At 53.3% G+C, this 22,111-nt stretch carries 19 protein-coding genes; 10 read left to right on the forward strand and 9 right to left on the reverse strand.

The genetic code is table 11. The features are described from left to right. Positions 1 to 20: 20 nt before the first annotated feature. Positions 21 to 1,505, reverse strand: coding sequence for a tRNA uracil 4-sulfurtransferase ThiI (gene thiI / locus QWY82_RS01140; protein ID WP_290259280.1), 1,485 nt, complete (start codon positions 1,503 to 1,505; stop codon positions 21 to 23). A 369-nt stretch (positions 1,506 to 1,874) separates the two neighbouring features. On the opposite strand from thiI, the gene glnA reads away from it, so the two are divergent. The 4 genes from glnA (at position 1,875) to glnG (ending at position 6,671) form a co-directional block, all read left to right on the forward strand. Further along, complete coding sequence (gene glnA / locus QWY82_RS01145; RefSeq protein ID WP_290259281.1) at positions 1,875 to 3,275, forward strand: glutamate--ammonia ligase; 1,401 nt, start codon at positions 1,875 to 1,877, stop codon at positions 3,273 to 3,275. Positions 3,276 to 3,425: 150 nt separating this feature from the next. Continuing rightward, positions 3,426 to 3,953 (forward strand): DUF4124 domain-containing protein, encoded by a 528-nt coding sequence (locus QWY82_RS01150; protein WP_290259282.1) that lies wholly within the window; start codon positions 3,426 to 3,428, stop codon positions 3,951 to 3,953. Positions 3,954 to 4,153: 200 nt separating this feature from the next. After that, positions 4,154 to 5,245 (forward strand): nitrogen regulation protein NR(II), encoded by a 1,092-nt coding sequence (gene glnL, locus QWY82_RS01155; protein WP_290259283.1) that lies wholly within the window; start codon positions 4,154 to 4,156, stop codon positions 5,243 to 5,245. Next, entirely contained in the window at positions 5,232 to 6,671 is a 1,440-nt protein-coding gene (glnG, locus tag QWY82_RS01160; RefSeq protein WP_290259284.1) for a nitrogen regulation protein NR(I), read from the forward strand. The genes glnL and glnG overlap by 14 nt, the downstream gene beginning before the upstream one ends. A gap of 29 nt (positions 6,672 to 6,700) precedes the next feature. Here the strand turns inward: glnG and QWY82_RS01165 are convergent, their stop codons facing one another. From QWY82_RS01165 to QWY82_RS01195, 7 genes are all read right to left on the reverse strand, one after another. Next, a complete protein-coding gene (locus QWY82_RS01165) occupies positions 6,701 to 7,774 on the reverse strand; it encodes an MJ1255/VC2487 family glycosyltransferase (protein WP_290259285.1) in 1,074 nt (357 codons plus the stop codon). 8 nt (positions 7,775 to 7,782) lie between these two features. Next, the gene (locus QWY82_RS01170) at positions 7,783 to 8,328 is read right to left on the reverse strand and encodes a phosphatase PAP2 family protein (RefSeq protein WP_290259286.1); all 546 of its coding nucleotides are present in this window, start codon (positions 8,326 to 8,328) and stop codon (positions 7,783 to 7,785) included. A gap of 73 nt (positions 8,329 to 8,401) precedes the next feature. Beyond that, positions 8,402 to 12,010, reverse strand: a complete 3,609-nt coding sequence (locus tag QWY82_RS01175; protein ID WP_290259287.1) for a translocation/assembly module TamB domain-containing protein — start codon at positions 12,008 to 12,010, stop codon at positions 8,402 to 8,404. Continuing rightward, positions 12,011 to 13,747, reverse strand: a complete 1,737-nt coding sequence (locus tag QWY82_RS01180; protein WP_290259288.1) for an autotransporter assembly complex protein TamA — start codon at positions 13,745 to 13,747, stop codon at positions 12,011 to 12,013. It lies immediately after the preceding gene. A 138-nt stretch (positions 13,748 to 13,885) separates the two neighbouring features. After that, complete coding sequence (gene secB / locus QWY82_RS01185; RefSeq protein WP_290259289.1) at positions 13,886 to 14,395, reverse strand: protein-export chaperone SecB; 510 nt, start codon at positions 14,393 to 14,395, stop codon at positions 13,886 to 13,888. Positions 14,396 to 14,495: 100 nt separating this feature from the next. Continuing rightward, a complete protein-coding gene (gene grxC, locus QWY82_RS01190; RefSeq protein ID WP_290259290.1) occupies positions 14,496 to 14,756 on the reverse strand; it encodes a glutaredoxin 3 in 261 nt (86 codons plus the stop codon). A gap of 68 nt (positions 14,757 to 14,824) precedes the next feature. After that, on the reverse strand, positions 14,825 to 15,232 hold the full coding sequence (locus QWY82_RS01195; RefSeq protein WP_353958671.1) for a rhodanese-like domain-containing protein: 408 nt from the start codon (positions 15,230 to 15,232) through the stop codon (positions 14,825 to 14,827). Positions 15,233 to 15,404: 172 nt separating this feature from the next. Here QWY82_RS01195 and gpmM point away from each other — a divergent pair, with 172 nt between their 5' ends. From gpmM to QWY82_RS01225, 6 genes are all read left to right on the forward strand, one after another. Then, positions 15,405 to 16,961 (forward strand): 2,3-bisphosphoglycerate-independent phosphoglycerate mutase, encoded by a 1,557-nt coding sequence (gene gpmM, locus QWY82_RS01200; RefSeq protein ID WP_290259292.1) that lies wholly within the window; start codon positions 15,405 to 15,407, stop codon positions 16,959 to 16,961. A gap of 91 nt (positions 16,962 to 17,052) precedes the next feature. Next, a complete protein-coding gene (locus tag QWY82_RS01205; protein WP_290259293.1) occupies positions 17,053 to 17,316 on the forward strand; it encodes a hypothetical protein in 264 nt (87 codons plus the stop codon). A 71-nt stretch (positions 17,317 to 17,387) separates the two neighbouring features. Then, entirely contained in the window at positions 17,388 to 18,194 is an 807-nt protein-coding gene (locus QWY82_RS01210) for a murein hydrolase activator EnvC family protein (protein ID WP_290259294.1), read from the forward strand. Positions 18,195 to 18,335: 141 nt separating this feature from the next. Further along, complete coding sequence (locus QWY82_RS01215) at positions 18,336 to 19,772, forward strand: S41 family peptidase (RefSeq protein ID WP_290259295.1); 1,437 nt, start codon at positions 18,336 to 18,338, stop codon at positions 19,770 to 19,772. After that, positions 19,753 to 20,610 (forward strand): divergent polysaccharide deacetylase family protein, encoded by an 858-nt coding sequence (locus QWY82_RS01220; protein WP_290259296.1) that lies wholly within the window; start codon positions 19,753 to 19,755, stop codon positions 20,608 to 20,610. Before QWY82_RS01215 ends, QWY82_RS01220 begins: the two co-directional genes overlap by 20 nt. 251 nt (positions 20,611 to 20,861) lie before the next feature. Beyond that, entirely contained in the window at positions 20,862 to 21,089 is a 228-nt protein-coding gene (locus QWY82_RS01225; RefSeq protein ID WP_290259297.1) for a DUF6316 family protein, read from the forward strand. A gap of 218 nt (positions 21,090 to 21,307) precedes the next feature. Here QWY82_RS01225 and hisF read toward each other — a convergent pair whose 3' ends face one another. Next, positions 21,308 to 22,081 carry an imidazole glycerol phosphate synthase subunit HisF gene (gene hisF, locus QWY82_RS01230; RefSeq protein WP_290259298.1) on the reverse strand — a complete coding sequence of 258 codons (774 nt, stop codon included), beginning with the start codon at positions 22,079 to 22,081 and terminating at the stop codon, positions 21,308 to 21,310. Between the last annotated feature and the right edge of the window lie 30 nt (positions 22,082 to 22,111).

A 22,111-nucleotide genomic window follows, 5' to 3' on the forward strand; every position in this document is an offset into this window, starting at 1 on the left:
CTAGGCTTAAACGGACCATATCAGGGCGCAAGAGTACACCCAGCGGCCTGCTGTTCTGGCCGATAGACGCCAACATTGGGGTGCCCGGCATCCTTTAAATGCTCGGCGTGCAATTGGCTCATCACCCCTTTATCGCAATACAACAGGTATTGACGGCTGGGGTCGAGCCCAGCAAAGCGGGTATTTAGGCTGAAGAAGGGTATTTTTTGCACCTCGACATTAGCCAAGCGCAGCGGCCGCAACTCTTCTTCGTTGGGATGACGGATATCGATCACCACGCTGGCGCTGGCGTCGGCAACCACATCCACCTTGACCACCGTTGCCTCTAAATCAGCCACCACATCTTGAATAAACTGCGTTTTGCGGGTACTGATCGCCTGCTCCAGCACGTCAAAATCAAACTTTGCCTCGGCCGCGAGAACCTTGTCCATTTTGGCTTTGGTGGTCGGTTTAACCGAGATAACGCCGCAATACTCAGGCATGGACGCGGCAAAGTCTTCGGTGCCTATGGCGCGGGAGATATCGATAATATCGCCCTTGTCCATCACGATCAGCGGGCGCAGTACTAGGGTATCGGTGACCGCATCGATCGCCGCTAAATTCGGCAGGGTTTGACTCGATACCTGCGCCACCGCCTCGCCCGTGACCAGCGCCTGAATGTCCAGCTCCGCCGCCACCTTGCTCGCCGCGCGCAACATCATGCGCTTGAGCACAACCCCCATGTAGGAGTTGTCTACGTTTTGTAAAATTTCGCTGATGACGCCTTCGAAGGGCACAGAGACAAATTTAACCGGGTGCGACGAGCCGTATTTATTCCACAGAAAGAAAGCCACTTCCTTCACCCCTAACTCGTGCGCTCTACCGCCCAAATTAAAGAAGCAATAGTGGGTGCGAATGCCGCGCTTGATCATCAAATAGCTGGCAACGGTGGAGTCAAATCCGCCGGAGATCAAAGACAACACCCCCTCTTGCGAGCCGATGGGGAAGCCACCCAGCCCTGGGGTTTGCTCCTCGATGACGTATAAGTTGTCGTCGCGAATTTCGATTTTAACGACCACATCGGGATTTTTTAATTTCACACCCTTTGCGCCGGAGTGCTGATTCAAACCACCGCCGACATAGCGCTCCACGTCGATAGAGGAAAACTCGTGGCTGCCGGTGCGCTTGGCGCGCACGCAAAAGGTTTTGCCTTCCAGTAAGGGGCCCCACACCGACAAGGTTTTCTCGAACACATCGTGCATATCGCCGAGCGGAAAAGGCTGCACGCGCACGAAGTTAGCAATGCCGGGGGTGCGCGCCAGAACATCGCTGATGCGGGCCGACAGCAATTCGTCGTTGCCAGGCGCCAGTACTTCGATCTTTTCCCAATCCCGCTCTACCTTAATACCCGTATCCACCTGCACCAATTGGGAGCGCAGGTTATCGCGCAACTGTTTGATGAAGCGCTTGCGCACTGGCGGGCTTTTAATGGTTATTTCAGGGAATAGTTTGACGATAAAATGCATGGAGTCTCCACGCCACCCATCATGGTGGTGGCCTAAGTTTTTACGGGGTGCGCATTATACATAGGCGCGACACATCGACTAAACACTCATTTTGCAACACTCAAACACCCGGAAAGCACCATTAAGGTGCACACCAAAATATGGCGCACCAAAAAGGGTCGAAAAACACATCAACCTCGCTCCGACTTCACGCTGACAGCCTTATAAACTGGCACTTTAATCCAAAACAGTTTTGGCATATATTTTGCCACTCCTGAATAACCCTTCATCGGCGCCCTAGACTGCACAGGCCAGATGACAGCGAAAGTTAGAAGGGCGCGACGCAACAAACAACTTATTTCAACCGGTTCTGACAACTCGGAGGCATCCATGTCAAAAACTCTAGACCTGATCAAAGAACACGAAGCCAAATGGATCGACTTGCGCTTCACCGATACTCGCGGCAAAGAGCAGCACGTTACCTACCCATCTAACTGCGTAAACGACTCTTTCTTCGAAGACGGTAAAATGTTCGACGGCTCTTCCATCTCTGGCTGGAAAGGCATTAACGAATCCGACATGATTTTGATGCCCGATGACGAAACAGCCGTACTGGACCCCTTCTACGAAGAAGCCACTATTAACATTCGCTGTAACATCGTTGAGCCATCAACCATGCAAGGCTACGACCGCGACCCACGCTCTATCGGCCTGCGCGCCGAGCAGTACCTGGCGTCAACCGGTTTAGGCGATACCGCTTTGTTCGGCCCAGAGCCCGAGTTCTTCATCTTCGATAGCGTACATTTCAACAGCTCAATGGGCGGCGCTTTCTACAAAATCAAATCTGAAGAAGCAGCTTGGTCTTCAGGCGACGACGTTGAAGGCAAACACGGCCATAGCCCACGCGTTAAAGGCGGTTACTTCCCCGTTGCACCGGTAGACAGCCTGCACGACATCCGCGGCGCTATGTGTAATGCCATGGAAGCCATGGGCCTTGAGATTGAAATTCACCACCACGAAGTGGCCAACGCTGGCCAGTGTGAAATTGGTGTAGGTGCCAACACCCTGGTTAAGAAAGCTGACGAAGTGCAAATTTTAAAGTACTGCGTGCACAACATTGCGCACGCCTACGGCAAAACCGCGACCTTCATGCCTAAGCCTCTGATCGGCGACAACGGCTCTGGCATGCACGTGCACCAGTCTTTCTCCAAGAACGGCAAGAACCAGTTTGCCGGCGACGCTTATGCTGGCCTGTCTGAAACTGCCCTTTACTATGTTGGCGGTATCATCAAGCACGCGAAAGCATTGAACGCCTTCTGTAACGCCTCAACCAACTCTTACAAGCGTTTGGTTCCAGGTTTCGAAGCCCCAGTCATGCTGGCTTACTCGGCGCGCAACCGCTCTGCATCCATCCGCATTCCTTACGTTGTGGGCGAAAAAGCCAAGCGTATCGAAACTCGCTTCCCAGACCCAACGGCCAACCCTTACCTGTGCTTCGCGGCACTGTTGATGGCGGGTATCGACGGCGTGCAGAACAAGATTCACCCAGGCGATGCTGCCACTAAAGATCTATACGATCTGCCACCAGAAGAAGAAGCTGAAATTCCAACTGTTTGTTCAAGCTTGGAAGAAGCCTTGGCAGCACTGGATGCAGACCGCGAGTTCTTAACCCGCGGCGGCGTTTTCTCCGACGATTTCATCGATTCTTACATCGAACTGAAAGAAGCAGAGATTCAGAAGATCAACATGACCCCACACCCAGTAGAATTCGAACTCTACTACTCTGTGTAAGGTTAGATTTACGACCGCCACGGAAGGCGGAAGTGTCAGACCAGCAGGAGCACCATCTGACCCGCTCGACTCGGGGCTCGCAAGGAAACTTGCGGGCCTTTTGTTTGTCTGAGGTATACTGAAAATCTTCGTGATCAGGGGAAGATAAACATGAAATTACTCATCGCCGCCGCCATCGCACTCAGCATGAGCGCCATCGCCATGGCTCAGGTCTATAAAACCACCGATGAAAACGGTAGAACTGTGTACACCGACAGGCCCAGCGACGACGCTGAAAGTGTCGAGATGCGCGAGATTAATACCGCACCGCCCATCAGCGCCCGCCCGAATACACGCCAATCTAAAGCTGAAAAACCAGCACTCGACTACCGGGTGCACATCACCTCGCCCGAAAATGAAACCTACCTAACGCCCGGCGAACGCAACCTCACCGTCGCCTTCATGGTCAACCAACCGCTGGTCGACGGGGTGCGTGCGCAACTGCTGTCCAACGGCAGCCCCGTGGGCAGCAGCACCACCGGCTCGAGTATCACACTGCCCGAGGTTGAGCGCGGCGAGCACCAGGTCAGCGTTATTATTTACGACAGCGAGGATCAGATACTCGCCGAGTCGGCGCCCATCACTGTGTATTCTCACCGAACCACAGTTCCAAAGGCCAAACCCAAGTCCGGTAACTAGCCGGCGCCCGCACTGGCACCAAAAGAAACCCAAAAAAAACCTAGCGCACCAAACTGGTGCGCTAGGTTTTTCTGCGTTAGGCTCAAAGCGCCAAAAAGGTGAGTGCCGAACCACCTTTGCCCCTTCATTAACCTTTTACTAACTTGGTTTGGTTTTTGCAGGGTAGATCACTTCTGCCCGAGGGCATTAAAGGTGGAGCCGTGACCAAATCCGAATTGTCTTTTATAACGCTACTCGACAACCTCAATACGGCCGTGGTGGTGACAGACACCAACCTACGCATTCAATACATCAACCCAGCGGCGGAAGTGCTGTTAGCGGTAAGTGGCGAAAGGGTTGAAGGCGCGCAATTGGTTAACTTCGTGCACGAATCGGAAGCGGCGCTGAAAGATTTGCAGGAAGCCCTGAGCGAACAACACCAATTTACCCGCCGTCGAGCTGAATGGACGCTGGGCAGCGGCACCCACTTAACGGTGGATTATACGGTCACGCCCATTAACCACCCGGTTGGCCTGCTGATAGAAATTCAGCCACTGGATCGCCTACTACGTATTTCGCGCGAAGAGGCGATTTTGTCGGCCCAGGACACCAGCCGCAACCTCGTGCGTGGCATGGCGCACGAAATTAAGAACCCGCTCGGCGGCATCCGCGGTGCGGCACAATTGCTCGCGCGCGAGCTGGAAGACGGCGATCTGAAGGAATACACACAGGTCATCATCGACGAGGCCGACCGGCTGCGCAATTTGGTCGATCGCATGCTCGGGCCGCGTCAACCACCCACCTTTGCCCCTATTAATATCCATCAAGTACTCGAGCGCGTCTGCGTGCTGGTGGGGGTGGAAAGTGGCGGCAGGGTCGCCATCAGCCGCGACTACGATCCCAGCATTCCAGACCTGCCTGGCGATGCCGAGCAACTCGTACAAGCCACCCTCAATGTGGTGCGCAACGCCATGCAGGCCTTGCAAGAGAACAACGTGACGGACGGCCATATCGCCTTGCGCACGCGTATCCAACGCCAATTTACCATTGGCCGCAGCCATCACAATTTAATTTGCCGCATCGATGTGATCGACAATGGCCCCGGCATTGCACCGGAAATTATCGAAGACATTTTTTACCCGATGATCTCAGGTCGGGCCGAAGGTACGGGGCTCGGTCTCGCCATTGCACTGCAGTTAATCAACCAGCATCACGGCTTAATCGAATGCGAGAGCCGGCCAGGCCAAACCCAATTCACAATCTATATCCCAATGGAACAACCAAAAGCGGAACAGCCCAATGCAAAAAACTAATCGTGTATGGATCATCGACGACGACCGATCAATCCGCTGGGTGTTGGAAAAATCGCTACAGCAGGCGGGCCTAGAGACGCGCAGTTTCGAGTCCGGCGAAGGCATCATTGAGCAACTGTCGCGCGACATACCCGACGCTATCGTGAGCGATATTCGCATGCCTGGCATCGATGGCTTGGCGCTGTTAGAAAAGATACATGCGTCTCATCCAGCGGTGCCGGTTATTATTATGACCGCGCACTCAGACCTCGACAGCGCCGTACAAGCCTATCAAGGCGGCGCCTTTGAATACCTGCCCAAACCCTTTGACGTGGATGAAGCCGTGGCCGTCACCAAGCGAGCACTGGCGCATGCGCAGGAGCAAAAAGCTCAGGCACCGGTGGTTGACGCGGAAGATGAAGTGAGCACGGAAATTATTGGCGAAGCGCCGGCCATGCAGGAAGTTTTTCGCGCAATCGGTCGCCTGTCTCAATCCAACATCACCGTGCTGATCAATGGCGAATCGGGTACTGGTAAAGAACTCGTGGCCCGAGCACTGCATCGCCATAGCCCAAGAAAACAAGCGCCGTTTATCGCGCTGAATATGGCGGCTATTCCAAAAGATCTGATTGAATCTGAATTATTCGGCCATGAAAAAGGCGCCTTCACCGGCGCTGGCGGTCAGCGCCAAGGCCGCTTTGAGCAGGCCAACGGCGGCACCTTATTTCTCGACGAAATTGGCGATATGCCCGCCGACACCCAGACTCGACTTTTACGGGTATTGGCAGACGGCGAATTTTATCGCGTAGGGGGCCACACACCGGTAAAAGTGAATGTGCGCATTATTGCAGCCACGCACCAAAACTTAGAAAAGCTGGTGCAGGACCACCGCTTTCGCGAAGATTTATTCCACCGTCTAAACGTCATCCGCATTCATATTCCAAAGCTCGCCGAACGGCGCGAGGACGTGCCTAAACTGGCGCAATTTTTCCTGCAGAAAGCCGCGCGTGAACTCGGCGTTGAAGCAAAAACCCTGCAAACCGAAGCGGAAAATGTGCTGTGTAATTTGAATTGGCCGGGCAATGTTCGGCAATTGGAAAACACCTGCCGCTGGATTACGGTGATGGCGTCTGGACGCGAAGTGCAAGCCGACGACTTACCGCCAGAACTGTTAGAAGCGCAGGATAAGGGCCTACAAAATAGCGAGTGGGACAAAGCGCTACGGGCTTGGGCTGATCAAGCGCTAGCGCGCGGCCAACAAGATATTTTAAGCCAGGCGGTGCCGGCCTTTGAACGAGCCCTAATCGAAACGGCGCTAAAACACACCGCCGGGCGCAAGCGCGACGCGGCAAATCTATTAGGCTGGGGCCGCAACACCCTAACGCGCAAGCTGAAAGAACTGGGCATGAACGACGACAGCGCCGACGACAACCAAGAGGAAGATTAATCAACCAGCGCGAAGTCAGACTTGGGCGGCTAAAGCGCCCAAGCGGTGCCCAAGCGCGAGGCCGCGCTACTCTGCTGACTTTCCGTGCTAGCCCATAGGCGATTAGACAAACCTGAGACCGGCTCTCGAGCACCGTCGGCCAACCACTCCACCAATGCCTGCGCCACATCGGGGTATTTTATCGGCGCCGGTGCCGGCGCGCGTAAGAAGCGCTTCATCACTCGATCGTCAAATCGGCGCATCACATGGGCACTGGCCAATAGGGTTAGCGCCTTGGCATTGCACTGCTGCTCAAACTGGCCCTCAAGCGGCTGCACCAACAATTTTTTCCCCAGTGCCAACACCTCTGATGGCAATTCAAAACCCGCGCCGCACACCACGCCTTCAACCGACATCAAATCCTGCTTAAAACTCGTGCGCGAATAGGGTTTGATGGTGATATTTTCACTGTCGACCACCTCACTCACCGGCGCATAGTAGATAAAGTGATAATTTGGGTAGCGGCGTAAAAATGCGGTTACACGGGGCACATCGTCAAAGGGTAAATACACCAAATATGACTTCCAACGCGGCGCGCAGTAGCCTAAGCCCGGCTCTATTATTGGCGGAAGAATTGGCGCCCCGAAGGCATTCCAATGCAATCCAATCTCCACATCGGCCGGGGCAAAATTTTTCATAATGGTCTTTGACGCATAGTGAAAAGGTTGTTTGGGTACGGGGTAGTTAAAGGCATACTGATGGCCGATACCGATACACTTTTTACCCTGAATTTTCGCCGCCCAGGCCGTCACCGGCTCAAAGTCTGTTAACACCAAATCATAGTTGTGCACGTCGAGGTCTTTGACGTCGCGAATAAAGCGGCCAATATCCGATTGGCACAAGGTGCGCAGTGCATTTACCCGGCCGTCATCCAACACGAAAGAAAAGCCCCGCCGCGTTCGATAGTGACCAAAGGCTTCTAAACCAAATAATTTTTGCCGCTCGCGCCCGCTCAGTAAAACATCGACCTCGAAGCCAATTTTTCGGAGTTTAGGCACTAACACATTGGCGCGCGTGATATGACCATTTCCCGTCGCCTGAACGCCAAAAAGTACTCTTTTCATAAAATCATCTAGCCCCAAATACCGATCATCGAAACACTTTGCACCGCCAGCGCCACACAGGCCAACCCAAGTAATGCACCGGCGAGAATATCGCCTAGGAAATGCACCCCGAGGGTGACACGCGAGGCGCCGACCAGTACCACATACATGGCCAGCAACGTATTTATCTCTAGATAGAAGCAACCCAACAGGCCGGCGAACACAGCGGCGGCAGCGGTATGGCCAGAGGGGAAGCTAAATTCGTCGGCCGGCGATAAGCCGTGCCAACAGTCCAGCTGATTAAAGGGGCGGGCGCGTTTGAATGCCCGTTTAAGGCTCATGTATAGCGGTACTTCTAAGCCGAAAGCGATCAAACCAGTGATAAAAAACTGACCGCCAAATTCAGGCTCTAGTAAGAAAATGGCGATGGCGGAAATAAGATAAAGTGGCCCGTCGGCCAGCGTCGAAATAACCCTCGCCGCCTTCTGAAACATCGAATGCCGTAAAAAGGCGTTGACCATTAGAAAAAATCTAATGTCTGCATGATTTAGAAACAGCAAGGTATTTTTCATCATGCCTAACATTCTTGGCTAGGCCCATGACGGCTACATGACAGCGCCATGAAGATTGGATGACAAGCGAGCGGGCTTAGGGAATCGGTGTCGACTCGCTAACAGGTGCCTTTTTTTCTGGTTCTGGCGGTGTTGAATCCCAGCGATAAGTTAAATCGATTGCCTGTGAATCCCCAGAGGTAGTCTCGATGCCCAGTTGATCAGAAATTTTATATTGCACTACAAAATTTCCAGCGGCGCCGAGCAAACCATAAACATATTTAACATAGAGCTTATCGGTAATGCGCTTACCGGCCGCGATGGAACTACCACCGTCGCTACCATCCTCTACCGTAATATCGGAAATACCGAACTCGCCCCCGATACGCTGCAACAGTGGCAAGGCCTGTTTCAAACCCAAACCTAGCGCGGCCGATTGCATATCGACAACTTCGCCAGCACCAGACTGAGATATGGGCTTGCCGCTCACCATATAAGATAAAATATCGGCCTCGCTCATAGCCTTGTCCGAATACAATTCGGTCTTCGGGTGCTTGGCCGAGCCAGCCAACTGAATACCCACCACTATGTCATCGACTTTTCTCACCGCCAGTACCGACAAAGCTGGGTTATCGATAGGGCCCGAAAAAATGATTTGGCCACTTTCAATATCTAATTTTTGGCCATAGCTTCGAAATCGCCCATTGGTTAAAAGCACGACACCGTGCACTTGATTTAGGCGCATTTGATCGCGGGTAAAGCGCAGCTCGCCACCCACATCTGTGCTGAGGCCGAAGCCTTCAAAGGCAACATTTTTATCGAAACCCAACACCACCTCGGAGGTAAATTCTATCAAGCCGGTCTTTGATTCTGGCTCGTCTCGTCCATACACCACCGCATCCTCAGACACCCCAGCGGCACTCACCGGCAACTCGCGCAGCACCATGGATGAATCGTGTACGCGAATGTCGCCCGTTAAGTGCCAGCGCAAGCCATTGCCCGACATTTTCAGCGACGGGTCGGCAATAAGTTGCACGTCGGGTAAATTCACTAAGTGGATATTCTTTCCTGAGATATCGAGCTCAGCCTGAAACATCTGTTGATCGTTAAGCTTTTCTGACAATACCCGGCCTTCGACGCGGGCCAAGCCCTCGCCCACTTTGCCATTGGCATTTAAGATAAGATCGCCGCGCTCGGCTTCTAACACGAGTTGCCAAGCGGAGAGTTGGGTACCCGACGCCGGTAGCGACATGCCCGCATCCGAGACCACGACCTTGCCTTGATATTGCAGTTGATCAGAGCCACTGGGAATCAACACGCTAATGTCTGCCTGGGCCACGCCCACCAAGTCTCGCTGCCCCGGCAAAAACGGCTGCAAATATGCCAGCTGCCCGACACCACCTTTCACATTTAAAGCCACGGCGCGCTCGGGCGTTTGCCATTGTTTTACGTCGCCAACGAGCACCAAGCTTTGATCTTGATCGAAGATCATCTCGCCGCCGAGCGACAATTTATGTTCATCACCTTTTAATGCAATGAAAAATTTCTCCACCGGCAATACCAGTGACGGCTCGTCGCTCTCGGTATAGATCATGCTCGTCTTAACCGCTTCTACCTGTGCCGATAACAATAGTTTGTCGATCGCGCTCTGACCAAAATCCGCATCCAATTGCCAACGGCCAATCAACTCACCATTGAGCTTCCACTCCAGCGGCAACTGCTCATACCACTCGGGAAACAGCGAGCGCTCTCGGTCTAAATAAAAACCACTCACATCGCCCGATATATTCAACTTATGCCAATCCGTTAGGGTTAATTTATCTAAGCACAGAGATAAGGTCGATTGAGATAAACACAGGGGCTGCCAAACCAAGGCGGCCGCGGAAATTTCGCCGCGACTCGGCGCAGCCAAGGTCCACGCAGCAGCGAACCATTGATCCCTAAACGAAAAACGCTTTATTTGCGCCTGCCAAGAAGAACTGGCCAGGATAGTGTCGATATCGTCCGCCTGGGCGAGTTTTACCGAACCAGCCAAATGTAAATCATCGAGATCAAACTGCCCGAGTAGTTGGCTACCGGTGACCGTTAGCTCATGCTTTTCCAGCCTGCCCGCTAAAGAAAATCTAGCACTACCTAAGCTTGTAGTATCCAAGCGCATGCCATCGACTGCACCGCTGAGTTGCTCTATGCGCAGGGCGCGCAGCATATCGGTCAAAGCGGGCGACGAAGCTGAACCCGATACCTTTAAGCCCGAGTCCACTTGCAACCCAATCTCGAGCGACGCTGATTGCGCAAACAAATTGCCCAAGCGCAGATTTTCCGTCTCGGCGTTTAAGGTTACATTGGGGGTATAGATATTGCCTTTCGCATCGACATTTACATTTGCTTTGCCCGATAGTTCGGGAATTAAATCTTGTAATTTGGCGCTGTCAATAACCGCACGCACAGCAAACTCATCGTTAAAACCCAAGGCTGCGGCCACGTTAATTTTACTGCCCGGGGCGATAAAATTCAGTTGCTCGACTTTTACCTCCCGCTCATTCAACACCAGGGTAAAACCACCGCGCAGCGGCTTAGCACCAAAGTTGACATTCATGGCCGGCACGTCGAGTCTCATCTGCACACCTTTATCCGGCACCGACAAGGCCAACTTGGCGTGCAAGCTGGCTTGCGACTCTTGCATCGCCTCCGGTAACCAATGCGCCAAGGAGACATTTTCGCCTTCCACATCGAGCGCTAGGCTAAAATCTTCCTGCCAACTTAATGTACCTCTTGCCTTGACCTCGCCGCCGGCAAAGGTGCCGGTAAAAGACGCGACACTGGCCTGTGAACTCGCAAAATCCACAAGACCTTCGATGTGTACGCGTGTGTCGATGGGTGCATATTCGTACGACCAAATATAATCGGCCTCGCCCTTTACCGATAATCGATCGCCGTCCAATTCCAGCGTGAGATCGCCGCTAGGGCTTTGCATATCGTCGGTAATAGGGTGGCTAAAATCTTTCCACACCAGTTGCGCACTGCAGCTTAGGTGGACACCACCGGTACATTCGCCCGAGCTGTTTACGCCGTGCGAAGGTACTTTTACGGAAAAATTTATCGTCTTGGAAAAACGCGCTCGGCCCGACAATTCATAGTCAATTTGACCGTAGTTTAGTTTCAGGCCAGATAAAATAAGCTGGTTGCCGCCCAACCAAAATTTGGCATCAAGATCGGGTATATTTTCCAGCCCCGTCGCTGTGGCAAGGCGAACACCCCGCGCGCGCAGGGCCTGCACTTCCAGGTTAAAAGGGAGATCTAACTCAGGAAATTCTATGCTACCGGCTTTAGGCTTCGGCTCTGCGTTCGCCTGGTCCGCGAGCCGGATATCAGATTGTTTAATGTCGATTTGATTAATTTGAATACGACCGGTCAAGAGCGCCAATGGTTGCCATGAAAATGAAAGCTCACTAGCTGTAACAGATTCAAAACCTAAAGAGTCATCCCGTGCTTCAACGGCGAGCTGGCGCACAATTAAGCCAGACCATAAGCTGCCATCCAACTGAGTAAAGGTAACCTTAACCGGTACATAGGGCAGGGCTTGACGCACCCCCCACTGAGCACCTTGGGTGGTAAAAATTAACCAAGAACAAAGCAAAAATGGAACGATTACCAGCAGTAACAGGGCAGAGCCAAATACAATAGAGAGTCGTCGCAGCCAAACCATTTACAGATCGGCCCCCACTGAGATATGGAAGCGGTAGTTATCCTCGCTGTCGAGTGGGCTGGCGATATCGATGCGCAAAGGCCCAACCGGCGAATACCAACGCAAGCCAATGCCGACCCCGCGCTTAAGCGCAAACACGGTATCAAAGGCATCGCCGGCATCATAAAACACTGATGCCGACCAGCTCGGTAAAAACAAATAGTCATACTCCAAACTTGCAACGGCGAGGTGGCTACCGCCGATCACTTCACCCTCATCATTCGTGGTACCCAGGGAATTATATTCGTAACCGCGAATGCTGTTATCGCCACCGGTGAAGAAACGAACCGAGGGCGGCAGCTCGGAAAAATCATCTTTTAAGGTGCCCGCCACTTCACCGCGCAGGAGCAAACGCCCCTTCTCCGACAGAGGTAAAATGAATTTTGTTTTGACCCTCAGCTGCGCGAAATCCGTGCCGGATAACCAATACTGGCTACTTGCCGTCACTTCCGCTTCGACCCTAACACCCAGCGTCTGGCGCACTTCGTTATTGGCGTTGACCCAGCTCACGCCAACACCGGGTACAACTAACCACTGCTCATCTGGCTCTTCTGAACCAATAACATAGGATTCATAGCGAACATTCACGCCGGTGTTCAAAATCCAATCCTGTGGCAGTGCCTCCACCGCGCGAATGCGCGTAGTGGTGGCCTGGCTTTCATAGCTCACGGTGTTTTCTCGCACCCAGCCGCCACTGATTTCATACCACTCGCGCGCTGCCTCTTGGCGAGGAATGGTGTAGGTGCCACCCAATTCCTGCAGGGTTTGCGAGTAGAGTGCATCAACCCGCCATTTATGCCCCTTGGCATTAAAATATCGATTCTGATAATCCGCGCGCACGCGCATTTTTTGATCGGTGGAATAACCGATACCCGCACCAAAACTAGTTTGGCTTTTCATACCCACATCCACAGCAATGGGCACCACCACGCTTTGGCCTGTGCTATCCACGCGTGGGTTTAACAACACCTGTTGGAAGTAATCACTGCCTTGCAGGCGACTATAAATATCTTGTAGCGCCTCGGCAGAGTAAGGCTCGCCCTCCGCGGCACCGGCCAAGCGCAGCAAGAGATCTTGGTCGAGCGGCGAGGCCGAGAATTCATAGGCGCCAAAATAATAGCGGGCGCCGAATTCTAGGGTTAACTTCACGTCCGCTGAAAATTGATCAGGATAGATGGCCAGCTCTGCATCGCTAAACTTTGCTCGCCAGTAGCCTTGAGCTCGCACGCTGTCTAACAGCGCGGTTTTATAATTATCGTAATCGCTGTGCTTTAACGGTTGACCCGCCATAAGCGGCGGGCTTTGCAGCAGATCGACGATGGTCGCGTCCAGATCCAAAGGGCGATCAATTGCCTGAACCCGTACATTGCGCAGCCTAACGCGCTCACCTGGCGCGACTTCGACGTTCAGCTGCCAGCAGTTTTCAACCTCGGAAAAACTCAGCTTAAGCTGATAACTGTAATAGCCGTAGGCATTCAGTGCTTGCCCAACCTGTTCGTCGGCACTTTTGCGCCGCTGTTGTAGTCGCCACCGAGGCGCCTTACAGTCTTCCGCAGTAATGGTGAGATGGGCTTTAATATTGTCTGCCAACTCACCGTCAACGCCGGTTAATAACACCTCGCCATGAACCAGCGTCGCACCCGCAAAGCACAAGCAGCTGAAAGTTCGGAGCAATTTGCGGGTGATACTTCGACGCATAGCAACGGGGGTTCGCTGTTAAATTTAGTAACCGCAGTTTGCCCCTTGCACTGGATGCTTGCCAAGTGAAAAACAGCAAGATGCGCAGAAGCGGCAAAAAAAACGGCGCCGAAGCGCCGCTTTTAGTCGCAATAAGAATTATTGCTCTGTAGCAGCTTCCTTGGCGCCAGCTTGCTGCGCCTTTGCCTGCTGCACCGCGTGCGCAAATAGCGCATCGAAATTTACCGGTGGCAACATCAAGGCTGGGAAGCTTCCCTTCACCACGATGCTATCAACAGCTTCGCGCGCGTAAGGGAATAATATTTGTGGGCAAGCCGTGTTCAGCAGCTGTGGCAACGCCTGCTCCGGCAGACCATTGATATGGAACAAACCCGCCTGCTGTACTTCAACTAGGAAAGCCGTTTCTTCACCGATGCTAACGGTAATGGTTAGGGTTAAAACCACTTCGTAATTCTCGGCATCAATTTTCGCCGCTTTGGTATTCAGCTCTTGGTTAACCGCTGGCTTCCACTCCTTCATGAAGGCCTTTACGCCCATGGGAGACTCGAAAGACAAATCCTTTAGGTACACGCGTTGGAGTGCGAACTGCTGAGCGGCGGCCGGAGTTTCTGTTGCGGCGGCTGCGCCGGTATTGGTTTCTTCTGTCATGAGGATTGCCTATCGATATTTCTGAAATTATTGAGTTTTGTTGTTATGGCGCCCAAACAGCGGCGAACTATTAAGGAGATAAGGGCGCCAAGGCCGAGTTTCAAGCCCCTTGCAACAGCGAATCTAACTTGCCGGCGCGGTCCAGCGCCCACAGTTCGTCAAAACCACCCACGTGGGTTTCGCCAACCCAAATTTGTGGCACTGTGCGCCGACCACTACGCTTCATCACGTCATTGCGCAACTCGGGCCTTTTGTCCAAGTTAATATCCTCGTAATCCACGCCTTTCTGCTTGAGCAATTGCTTGGCGCGCACGCAATAAGGGCAAATAGTCGTGCTATAGACAACAACAGGAACGGCCATGATAACTCCTCTGGCTTGGGCTTAAACGAAGCATTTTGAGCATGAGATCGCTTGGGCGTTACAGCCTATTACTTAACAAGCGGCAAATTTTGCCCCTGCCAATCGGCGATACCGCCATCTAAACGCACCACATCGTAACCTTGCGCACGCAATAAGCGGCCGGCGTTACCGGTGTGCTGGCCCATCTTATCGACCAATATGATGGTTTTACCCTGAAACTTGGCGAAATCTGCCAACTGCTTTTCAACTTTGTTGTGCGGGATATTTATGGCGTCGACAATGTGCCCCACCTTGAACTCGGCCGCATCGCGAATATCGACCAATACCGACTCGCCTTTATTCACCAGTGCCGTAACCTGATGCACAGATAAAGACGCACCTGCTTTAGACTTTTCGCGCCAAAGGTAGATGTACACCAACACACACATGAGAGACACGAGCAACCACTGCTCGGTGAGAAAAATAATGATATCCACAGATATTCCTTAGCCTAGGTACTCGCAAGCGCGCCAGTATAGCGACTCAAACTTGAAAAAGCATGGAATGCGCGTCATTCAGGCCGCCAAAATCGCCACATACATAGAGTTGTCACCCGCCACAGGGTAGAATTACGACACAAAAAATCAATGACTCACAGGCTCTAACTCCATGTCCGCAAACGCTGTAGCGAAAAAACCACTGGTACTGGTCATCCTCGATGGCTTTGGTTATTCAGAAAGCACTGAACACAATGCTATTAAGGCCGCCAAAACCCCGGTCTGGGATAAGCTTTGGGCCAACAACCCGAAGACCTTAATTGGCACCTCGGGGCTGGCGGTTGGCCTGCCCGAAGGTCAGATGGGCAACAGCGAGGTGGGGCACATGACCCTAGGCGCTGGGCGCGTGGTTTACCAGAGCTTTACCCGCGTTAATAAGGCCATCAGCGACGGCGACTTTTTCACCAATCCCGCCTACTGCGCGGCCATCGACAAGGCCGTGAGCCAAGGCAAAGCCGTACACATCATGGGCCTGTTGTCTGCCGGTGGCGTACACAGCCACGAAGACCATATTTTCGCCATGATGGAATTGGCCGCCAAGCGCGGCGCCAAAGAAATTTACTTGCACGCCATGCTCGATGGCCGCGACACACCGCCGCGCAGCGCCGAGGCCTCACTCAGATCGGCCCAGGAAAAATTTAACGCCCTCGGTGTTGGCCGCGTGGCGAGCATCATCGGTCGCTTCTTTGCCCTCGATCGCGATAATCGCTGGGATAGAGTGCAGGCAGCCTACGACCTGATGACCCTAGGCGCCGCCGAATACGATGCCGACGACGCCGTAAGCGGGCTGAAAGCCGCCTACGCCCGCGAGGAAAACGACGAGTTCGTCAAAGCCACGGTGATCGTCGCCGAGGGCGAAGAAGTTGCCACCGTAAACGATGGCGACGCGCTTATTTTTATGAACTTCCGCCCCGACCGCGCACGCGAAATTACCCGTGCCTTCGTCGAACCCGACTTCGACGGCTTCGAGCGCGAACTGGTACCGGCGCTGTCTGACTTTGTCATGACCACCGAATACGCCGCCGATATTAAAGTGCCTTGCGCCTTCCCGCCTGAATCCATGGCCAACTCCATGGGCGAATACCTCGCCAAACAGGGTAAAACCCAGCTGCGCATCGCCGAGACGGAAAAATACGCCCACGTCACCTTCTTTTTCAGCGGCGGCCAAGAAGAACTTTATACCGGTGAGGAGCGCATATTGGTGCCCTCACCCAAGGTAGCCACCTATGACTTGGCACCTGAAATGAGCGCCGCGGAAGTGACCGAAAAGCTGGTGGCGGCGATCGAGTCGAACAAATTTGACGCCATCATTTGCAACTACGCTAACTGCGACCAAGTGGGCCACTCGGGTGTGTTCAACGCCGCGGTGAAAGCCGTAGAGGTAATTGACGACGCCGTTAATAGCGTTGTCCAAGCCGTGCTCAAGGCCGGCGGCGAAGCCCTAATAACCGCAGACCACGGCAACGTTGAGGAAATGTTCGATCCAGTTTCCGGCCAGGTGAGCACCCAGCACACCACGCTGCCCGTGCCCTTCCTCTATGTTGGTGAGCGCAAGCTAACCCTGCAAGATGGCGGATCGCTAGCGGACGTCGCGCCCACCATGCTTAGCCTTATGGGTATGGCGCAGCCGGCAGAAATGACCGGCAAGAGCTTGGTCACATTTAATTAAGGCACGGCTGGCTTTCGGGCGCAGAGCATTTTATGCTGGGCGCCTGAACGTCATTTCGACACCTGTAGACGGCAAACTTGGTTCCTAAAACATGATGAAAGCACTAGTCGCAGCTCTTTTCGCCCTTACGGTTAGCCTAAGCCCCGCGCTGTACGCACAAGATCAAGCGGCCTACCAAGCCAAATTGGAAGAGCTGCAAAGCATGATCAAAAAGCTGCAAGGCGAATTAGATACCGCCAAAAGCAGTCGCGACAGCCTGAACGTTGAACTCAAGCGCAACGAAAGCGAGATCGCCGATTTGTTGAAAAACATCGAACGCATCAACGCCGAGCTCGCGGCGCAAAAAAAAAGCTGAGTGAGTTAAAGGCGCAACAACAGTCTTTAACGCAGGCGAAAGCCCAGCAACAACAGCAGTTTAGCGCTCAAGTGGTGGCGGCCTATAAGGCTGGCACCCCGAGCCAGTTGCAACTGCTACTTAGCCAAAACGACCCAGCCCTACTGTCGCGCATGGCTTATTACAACACCGCGCTGCTCAATAATCGCAAAACCCAAATCGACAACTATCAAACCACCCTTGCCCAGCTAGAAAAGCTCGAGCCCGAAATCATCCAACAGGCAGATTTGCTGGCACGCAGCCAATCGACCCTGAACCAAAAACACCAGTCGCTAAAAGCCTCGCAAACGGAGCGCAAGAAAACCTTGGCGCGGATTAACGCCAGTATCGACGCGAAAGATGCGCAACTGCAACGCTCCGCCGCCGATCGCGCGCATCTGGAAAAAATTCTTTCCGAAGTGGTTCGACAACTCAGCGATGTCGCCCTGGGCATGCCGGGTCAACCGTTCAATGCGCGCAAAGGCAAGATGGGCTGGCCCACCAAAGGCAGACTCAGCGCCAGCTTTGGCAGTGCGCGCGCCGGCAATCGGCTGCGCTGGCAGGGCGTAGTGATAGATGCCCCCGAAGGCCGAGAAGTCAAAGCCATTCACCAAGGACGCGTAGTATTTTCCGAATATATGCGTGGCCAAGGCATGCTGCTCATCATCGATCACGGCGATAACTACCTAAGCCTTTATGCGCACAACCAGGCACTATTTAAAGAAACTGGGGATTGGGTTGCCGATGGCGAAGTGGTTGCTCGGGTTGGCAACAGCGGTGGCTTAGAACAGGCAAACCTCTATTTTGAAATTCGCCACAAGGGCAAGCCGGTCAACCCCGCGCAATGGTGTCGTGGCTAGCCTGTTTTTCGCCGCATTGGCCAAAGCGTGTCAGAACTTCAGTGGCAATTTATTGTCAGCTAGTGAACAAAGCCGGCACGCATGCATTACACTAGGTGAATTATTTGACGTGGCGACTATTTTCGCAGGAGCAAACCGTTCATGAAGTACCCAAGCGCGACACGCACCTTTTGTGCCCTTCGCCTAACACCTGTATTTGTAGCCGCGAGCCTGTGTTTACTCCTAGGTGCTAGCCCCAGCTTTGCGACGGAAGATGCTGCAACGCCCACGCCAAAAACACCGGCGCCAAAGCCAGCTGACAAAGAGCAAGGCCTGCTGCCTTTGGATGACCTACGCACCTTCACCAAAGTGTACGACCATATCCATCAAGGTTATGTCGAGGAAATCAGCGATCGCAAGTTATTGGAGTACGCCATCAAAGGCATGCTGTCCGAGCTAGACCCGCACTCAGCCTACCTAGACGCAAACTCCTTCGACGATTTGCAAATGAATACCACCGGCGAGTTTGGCGGCTTGGGTATCGAGGTGGGCATGGAAGACGGCTTCGTCAAAGTCATTTCACCCATGGACGACACGCCCGCGGCCAAGGCCGGTATCGAGGCCGGCGATTTGATCATCAAGCTCGATGACAAAACCGTGAAGGGCATGGACCTGAACGATGCCGTTAAAGCCATGCGCGGCCCCAAAGGCAGCAAAATAAATGTCACCATCGTGCGCGAAGGCGAAGCCAAGCCTTTGGAGTTCAAGCTAACGCGCGACGCCATCAAGGTGAAAAGTGTTCGCGCCCGGCGCATGGACGACAACTTTGCCTACGTCCGCATCGCCCAGTTTCAATTAAGCACCGGCAGAGACATGATCGACGCCATCGCCAAGTTACAGAAAGACACTAGCAAGCCGATCGAAGGCTTGGTGCTGGATTTACGCAACAACCCGGGCGGCGTTTTGCAGGCATCGGTGGAGGTAGTGGACGCGTTTATTAACGAGGGGCTGATTGTTTACACCGAGGGCCGCATAGAAAATGCCGACAACCGTTTTACCGCTACCCAAGGCGATATGTTAAACGGCTTACCTATCGTGGTGCTCATAAACGACGGCTCGGCATCGGCGTCAGAAATTGTTGCCGGCGCCCTGCAAGATCATCATCGAGCGGTCATTTTAGGCACGCAGAGCTTTGGCAAGGGCTCGGTGCAGACGGTTATTCCCATTAGCGAGGAGAGTGCGATCAAACTCACCACGGCGCTATACTTCACCCCCGGCGGCCGCTCGATCCAGGCTCAAGGCATTATTCCAGACATCACCGTTGAGCGCGCCAAGCTAACGGCCATTCGCCCGCGCGCAAGTGTGACCGAAGCGGACCTTACCGGCCATTTGGATAACGGCAACGGCGGCGAAGAGAGCAAGGCAAGCGAGCGCTCGTCGGCACAAAAAGCGTCGCAAGAACTGCTGGAAAATGACAACCAGTTATTCGAAGCTATCAACCTACTGAAGAGCCACAAGCTGTTTGGCAAATCATCACCCCTGATCAACGCGCCCGGCAACACCACTGTTATCAGTGCGAATGATCAAAAAGATCACTAATGCGCTGCCCATTCTATGCCGCCAATGGCTAGCGCCATTGGCGCTGGGATGCGCGCTCTGCCAAGCCTCCAACGCCGGGCCAAGCCAAGCTGACAACAGGCCAACACTGGCCATCGTCATTGATGACATAGGCTATCACCGGAGCAGCGCCCAGAAACTCATCGCTTTGCCATATGAACTGACTTTTTCGGTGCTGCCAATCTCGCCCTACGGAAAAGAACTGGCTGAGCTCGCCTGGATCAGAGGCAAAGAGGTGATGCTACACATACCCATGGCCACCCAAACCAACGCCAAACTCGACCCTGGTGGCATTGCGCTAAATATGCCACCAACTCACATCACCGAGCTGATAGCAACCCATATAGCCAGCTACCCACAGGCAAGCGGCATCAATAACCACATGGGTAGCCGGCTAACCGAACTTGAGCCGGCAATGGGCGCCGTGATGCAGGCGCTAACCGCCCAGGATTTATTCTTTATCGACAGCCGAACCAGCGCCCAGAGTGTGGCGTACGACCAGGCCAAAAAAGCCGGCTTACAAACGGCAAAAAGAGACATTTTTCTGGATAACGAACAAAGTATTGTTGCAATAGCAATGCAACTGGAAAAAGCCGTAGCCCTAGCAGAAAAGAACGGCAATGCGGTTGCCATAGGTCACCCCTACCCAGAAACCTACGCCGCGTTGAAGCGCCAACTCCCCCTACTCACCACCAGAGTTAAAGTGGTACCATCGTCCACCCTACTGAGAAACCTGTCACACAATCAGCGTGAACCAGCGCACACAACCAGCCAGACCAACCTTAGCAATCGCCCGTGGCTACAGGGATTAAGCAAGTAGCCCATAAAAACAGCCTAACCTTACTCCCAATTAGTATAAGAAATTATCTATTGATTCGATAAACTTAGTCTGTTGAATGGAATTAGTGAAACCTGCTTATTATTCATACAAAAGGTAGCTATTTAGAAACCTATTCAACACGCAGTGGTCTAAGGTGAACAGAGAATTCTCGAAACTAGAAGTTTAGGCCCCTCGCTTGAGGGAAAGATCGCGCTAGAAGGCGGATCAAACAGGACGATGAAGGCAATATTATGACTGTGCAGAGATTAGGTGAACAAGGATTCGTTTCCACACGCCAGGAACGCTTTTTCAAGAAAGATGACTACTGGTACTACAACACGCGCGAAGGCGTGGCCATAGGCCCGTTTGATAGCCTCAACGAGGCACGTGTTGGCGCCACAGAGTTCATTGATTTTATTATGGGTGCTGGCGCACCGCTGATTCCAACCTTGGAACGCTACGGCCGCCACGCAGCCTAATTGAATTTACCGACCAAAAGCTGCGCGTACCTTACGCGCGGCTTTGTTCTGTCTGAAACTAATGTTTTAACCTCATCTGCCCCTCCTGCCATCAGCTTCAAAACGATGGAAACACTCGGCTAAGCTTCGGCTCAGGCAAAGTTAAGCCATCTATTTTGATCGAAAGAGCTCGCTCAGCGCCCAACACCAGCCTATTCAGATATTGCTGAAGGCAAAAACTAAAGGCGAACCTCAACGCCCTGTGCGGCCATAAACTGCTTGGCCTCGGCAACGGTATATTCGCCAAAGTGAAAAATGCTGGCCGCAAGTACGGCATCGGCACCACCTTGTTTAACACCGTCCACTAAGTGCTGCAAATTGCCCACGCCGCCAGAGGCAATGACGGGCACCGGCACGGCATCGCTAATGGCGCGCGTCACCCCCAGATCAAAGCCGTTTTTCATGCCGTCTTGATCCATGCTGGTTAGTAATATTTCACCGGCACCAAACTCGGCCATGCGCACGGCCCACTCCACCGCATCAATACCCGTTGGCTTGCGCCCACCGTGGGTAAAAATTTCCCAGCGCGGCGCTTCGCCAAGCTTCGAGACACACTTCGCATCGATGGCGACCACAATGCATTGGGCGCCAAAACGGTCCGAGGCCGCCTTCACAAAATCGGGGTTAAACACCGCTGCAGAATTGATCGACACTTTATCGGCACCGGCATTCAGCATGCGCCGAATATCGTCGACTTTGCGAATGCCGCCACCCACGGTTAAGGGAATAAACACTTCCGATGCGATGGCTTCCACTGTGTGAACGGTGGTCTCGCGCTCTTCGTGACTGGCGGTGATATCGAGGAAGGTAATTTCATCGGCGCCGGCGGCGTTATAACGCCGAGCCACTTCTACGGGGTCGCCGGCATCGCGAATATCCAAAAACTGAACACCCTTAACGACCCGACCATTTTCCACGTCCAAGCAGGGAATAATTCTCTTCGCCAACGCCATGAGCCTGTCCTAATCAATCGCCAAAATGTT

This window comes from Simiduia curdlanivorans, assembly GCF_030409605.1.
Classification (GTDB): domain Bacteria; phylum Pseudomonadota; class Gammaproteobacteria; order Pseudomonadales; family Cellvibrionaceae; genus Simiduia; species Simiduia curdlanivorans.

Coding starts and splice junctions, on each gene's coding strand:
- thiI (WP_290259280.1), bottom strand. CDS start 1,505: ATGCATTTTATCGTCAAACTATTCCCTGAAATAACCATTAAAAGCCCG.
- glnA (WP_290259281.1), top strand. CDS start 1,875: ATGTCAAAAACTCTAGACCTGATCAAAGAACACGAAGCCAAATGGATC.
- QWY82_RS01150 (WP_290259282.1), top strand. CDS start 3,426: ATGAAATTACTCATCGCCGCCGCCATCGCACTCAGCATGAGCGCCATC.
- glnG (WP_290259284.1), top strand. CDS start 5,232: ATGCAAAAAACTAATCGTGTATGGATCATCGACGACGACCGATCAATC.
- QWY82_RS01165 (WP_290259285.1), bottom strand. CDS start 7,774: ATGAAAAGAGTACTTTTTGGCGTTCAGGCGACGGGAAATGGTCATATC.
- QWY82_RS01170 (WP_290259286.1), bottom strand. CDS start 8,328: ATGATGAAAAATACCTTGCTGTTTCTAAATCATGCAGACATTAGATTT.
- QWY82_RS01175 (WP_290259287.1), bottom strand. CDS start 12,010: ATGGTTTGGCTGCGACGACTCTCTATTGTATTTGGCTCTGCCCTGTTA.
- QWY82_RS01180 (WP_290259288.1), bottom strand. CDS start 13,747: ATGCGTCGAAGTATCACCCGCAAATTGCTCCGAACTTTCAGCTGCTTG.
- secB (WP_290259289.1), bottom strand. CDS start 14,395: ATGACAGAAGAAACCAATACCGGCGCAGCCGCCGCAACAGAAACTCCG.
- grxC (WP_290259290.1), bottom strand. CDS start 14,756: ATGGCCGTTCCTGTTGTTGTCTATAGCACGACTATTTGCCCTTATTGC.
- gpmM (WP_290259292.1), top strand. CDS start 15,405: ATGTCCGCAAACGCTGTAGCGAAAAAACCACTGGTACTGGTCATCCTC.
- QWY82_RS01205 (WP_290259293.1), top strand. CDS start 17,053: ATGATGAAAGCACTAGTCGCAGCTCTTTTCGCCCTTACGGTTAGCCTA.
- QWY82_RS01215 (WP_290259295.1), top strand. CDS start 18,336: ATGAAGTACCCAAGCGCGACACGCACCTTTTGTGCCCTTCGCCTAACA.
- QWY82_RS01220 (WP_290259296.1), top strand. CDS start 19,753: ATGATCAAAAAGATCACTAATGCGCTGCCCATTCTATGCCGCCAATGG.
- QWY82_RS01225 (WP_290259297.1), top strand. CDS start 20,862: ATGACTGTGCAGAGATTAGGTGAACAAGGATTCGTTTCCACACGCCAG.
- hisF (WP_290259298.1), bottom strand. CDS start 22,081: ATGGCGTTGGCGAAGAGAATTATTCCCTGCTTGGACGTGGAAAATGGT.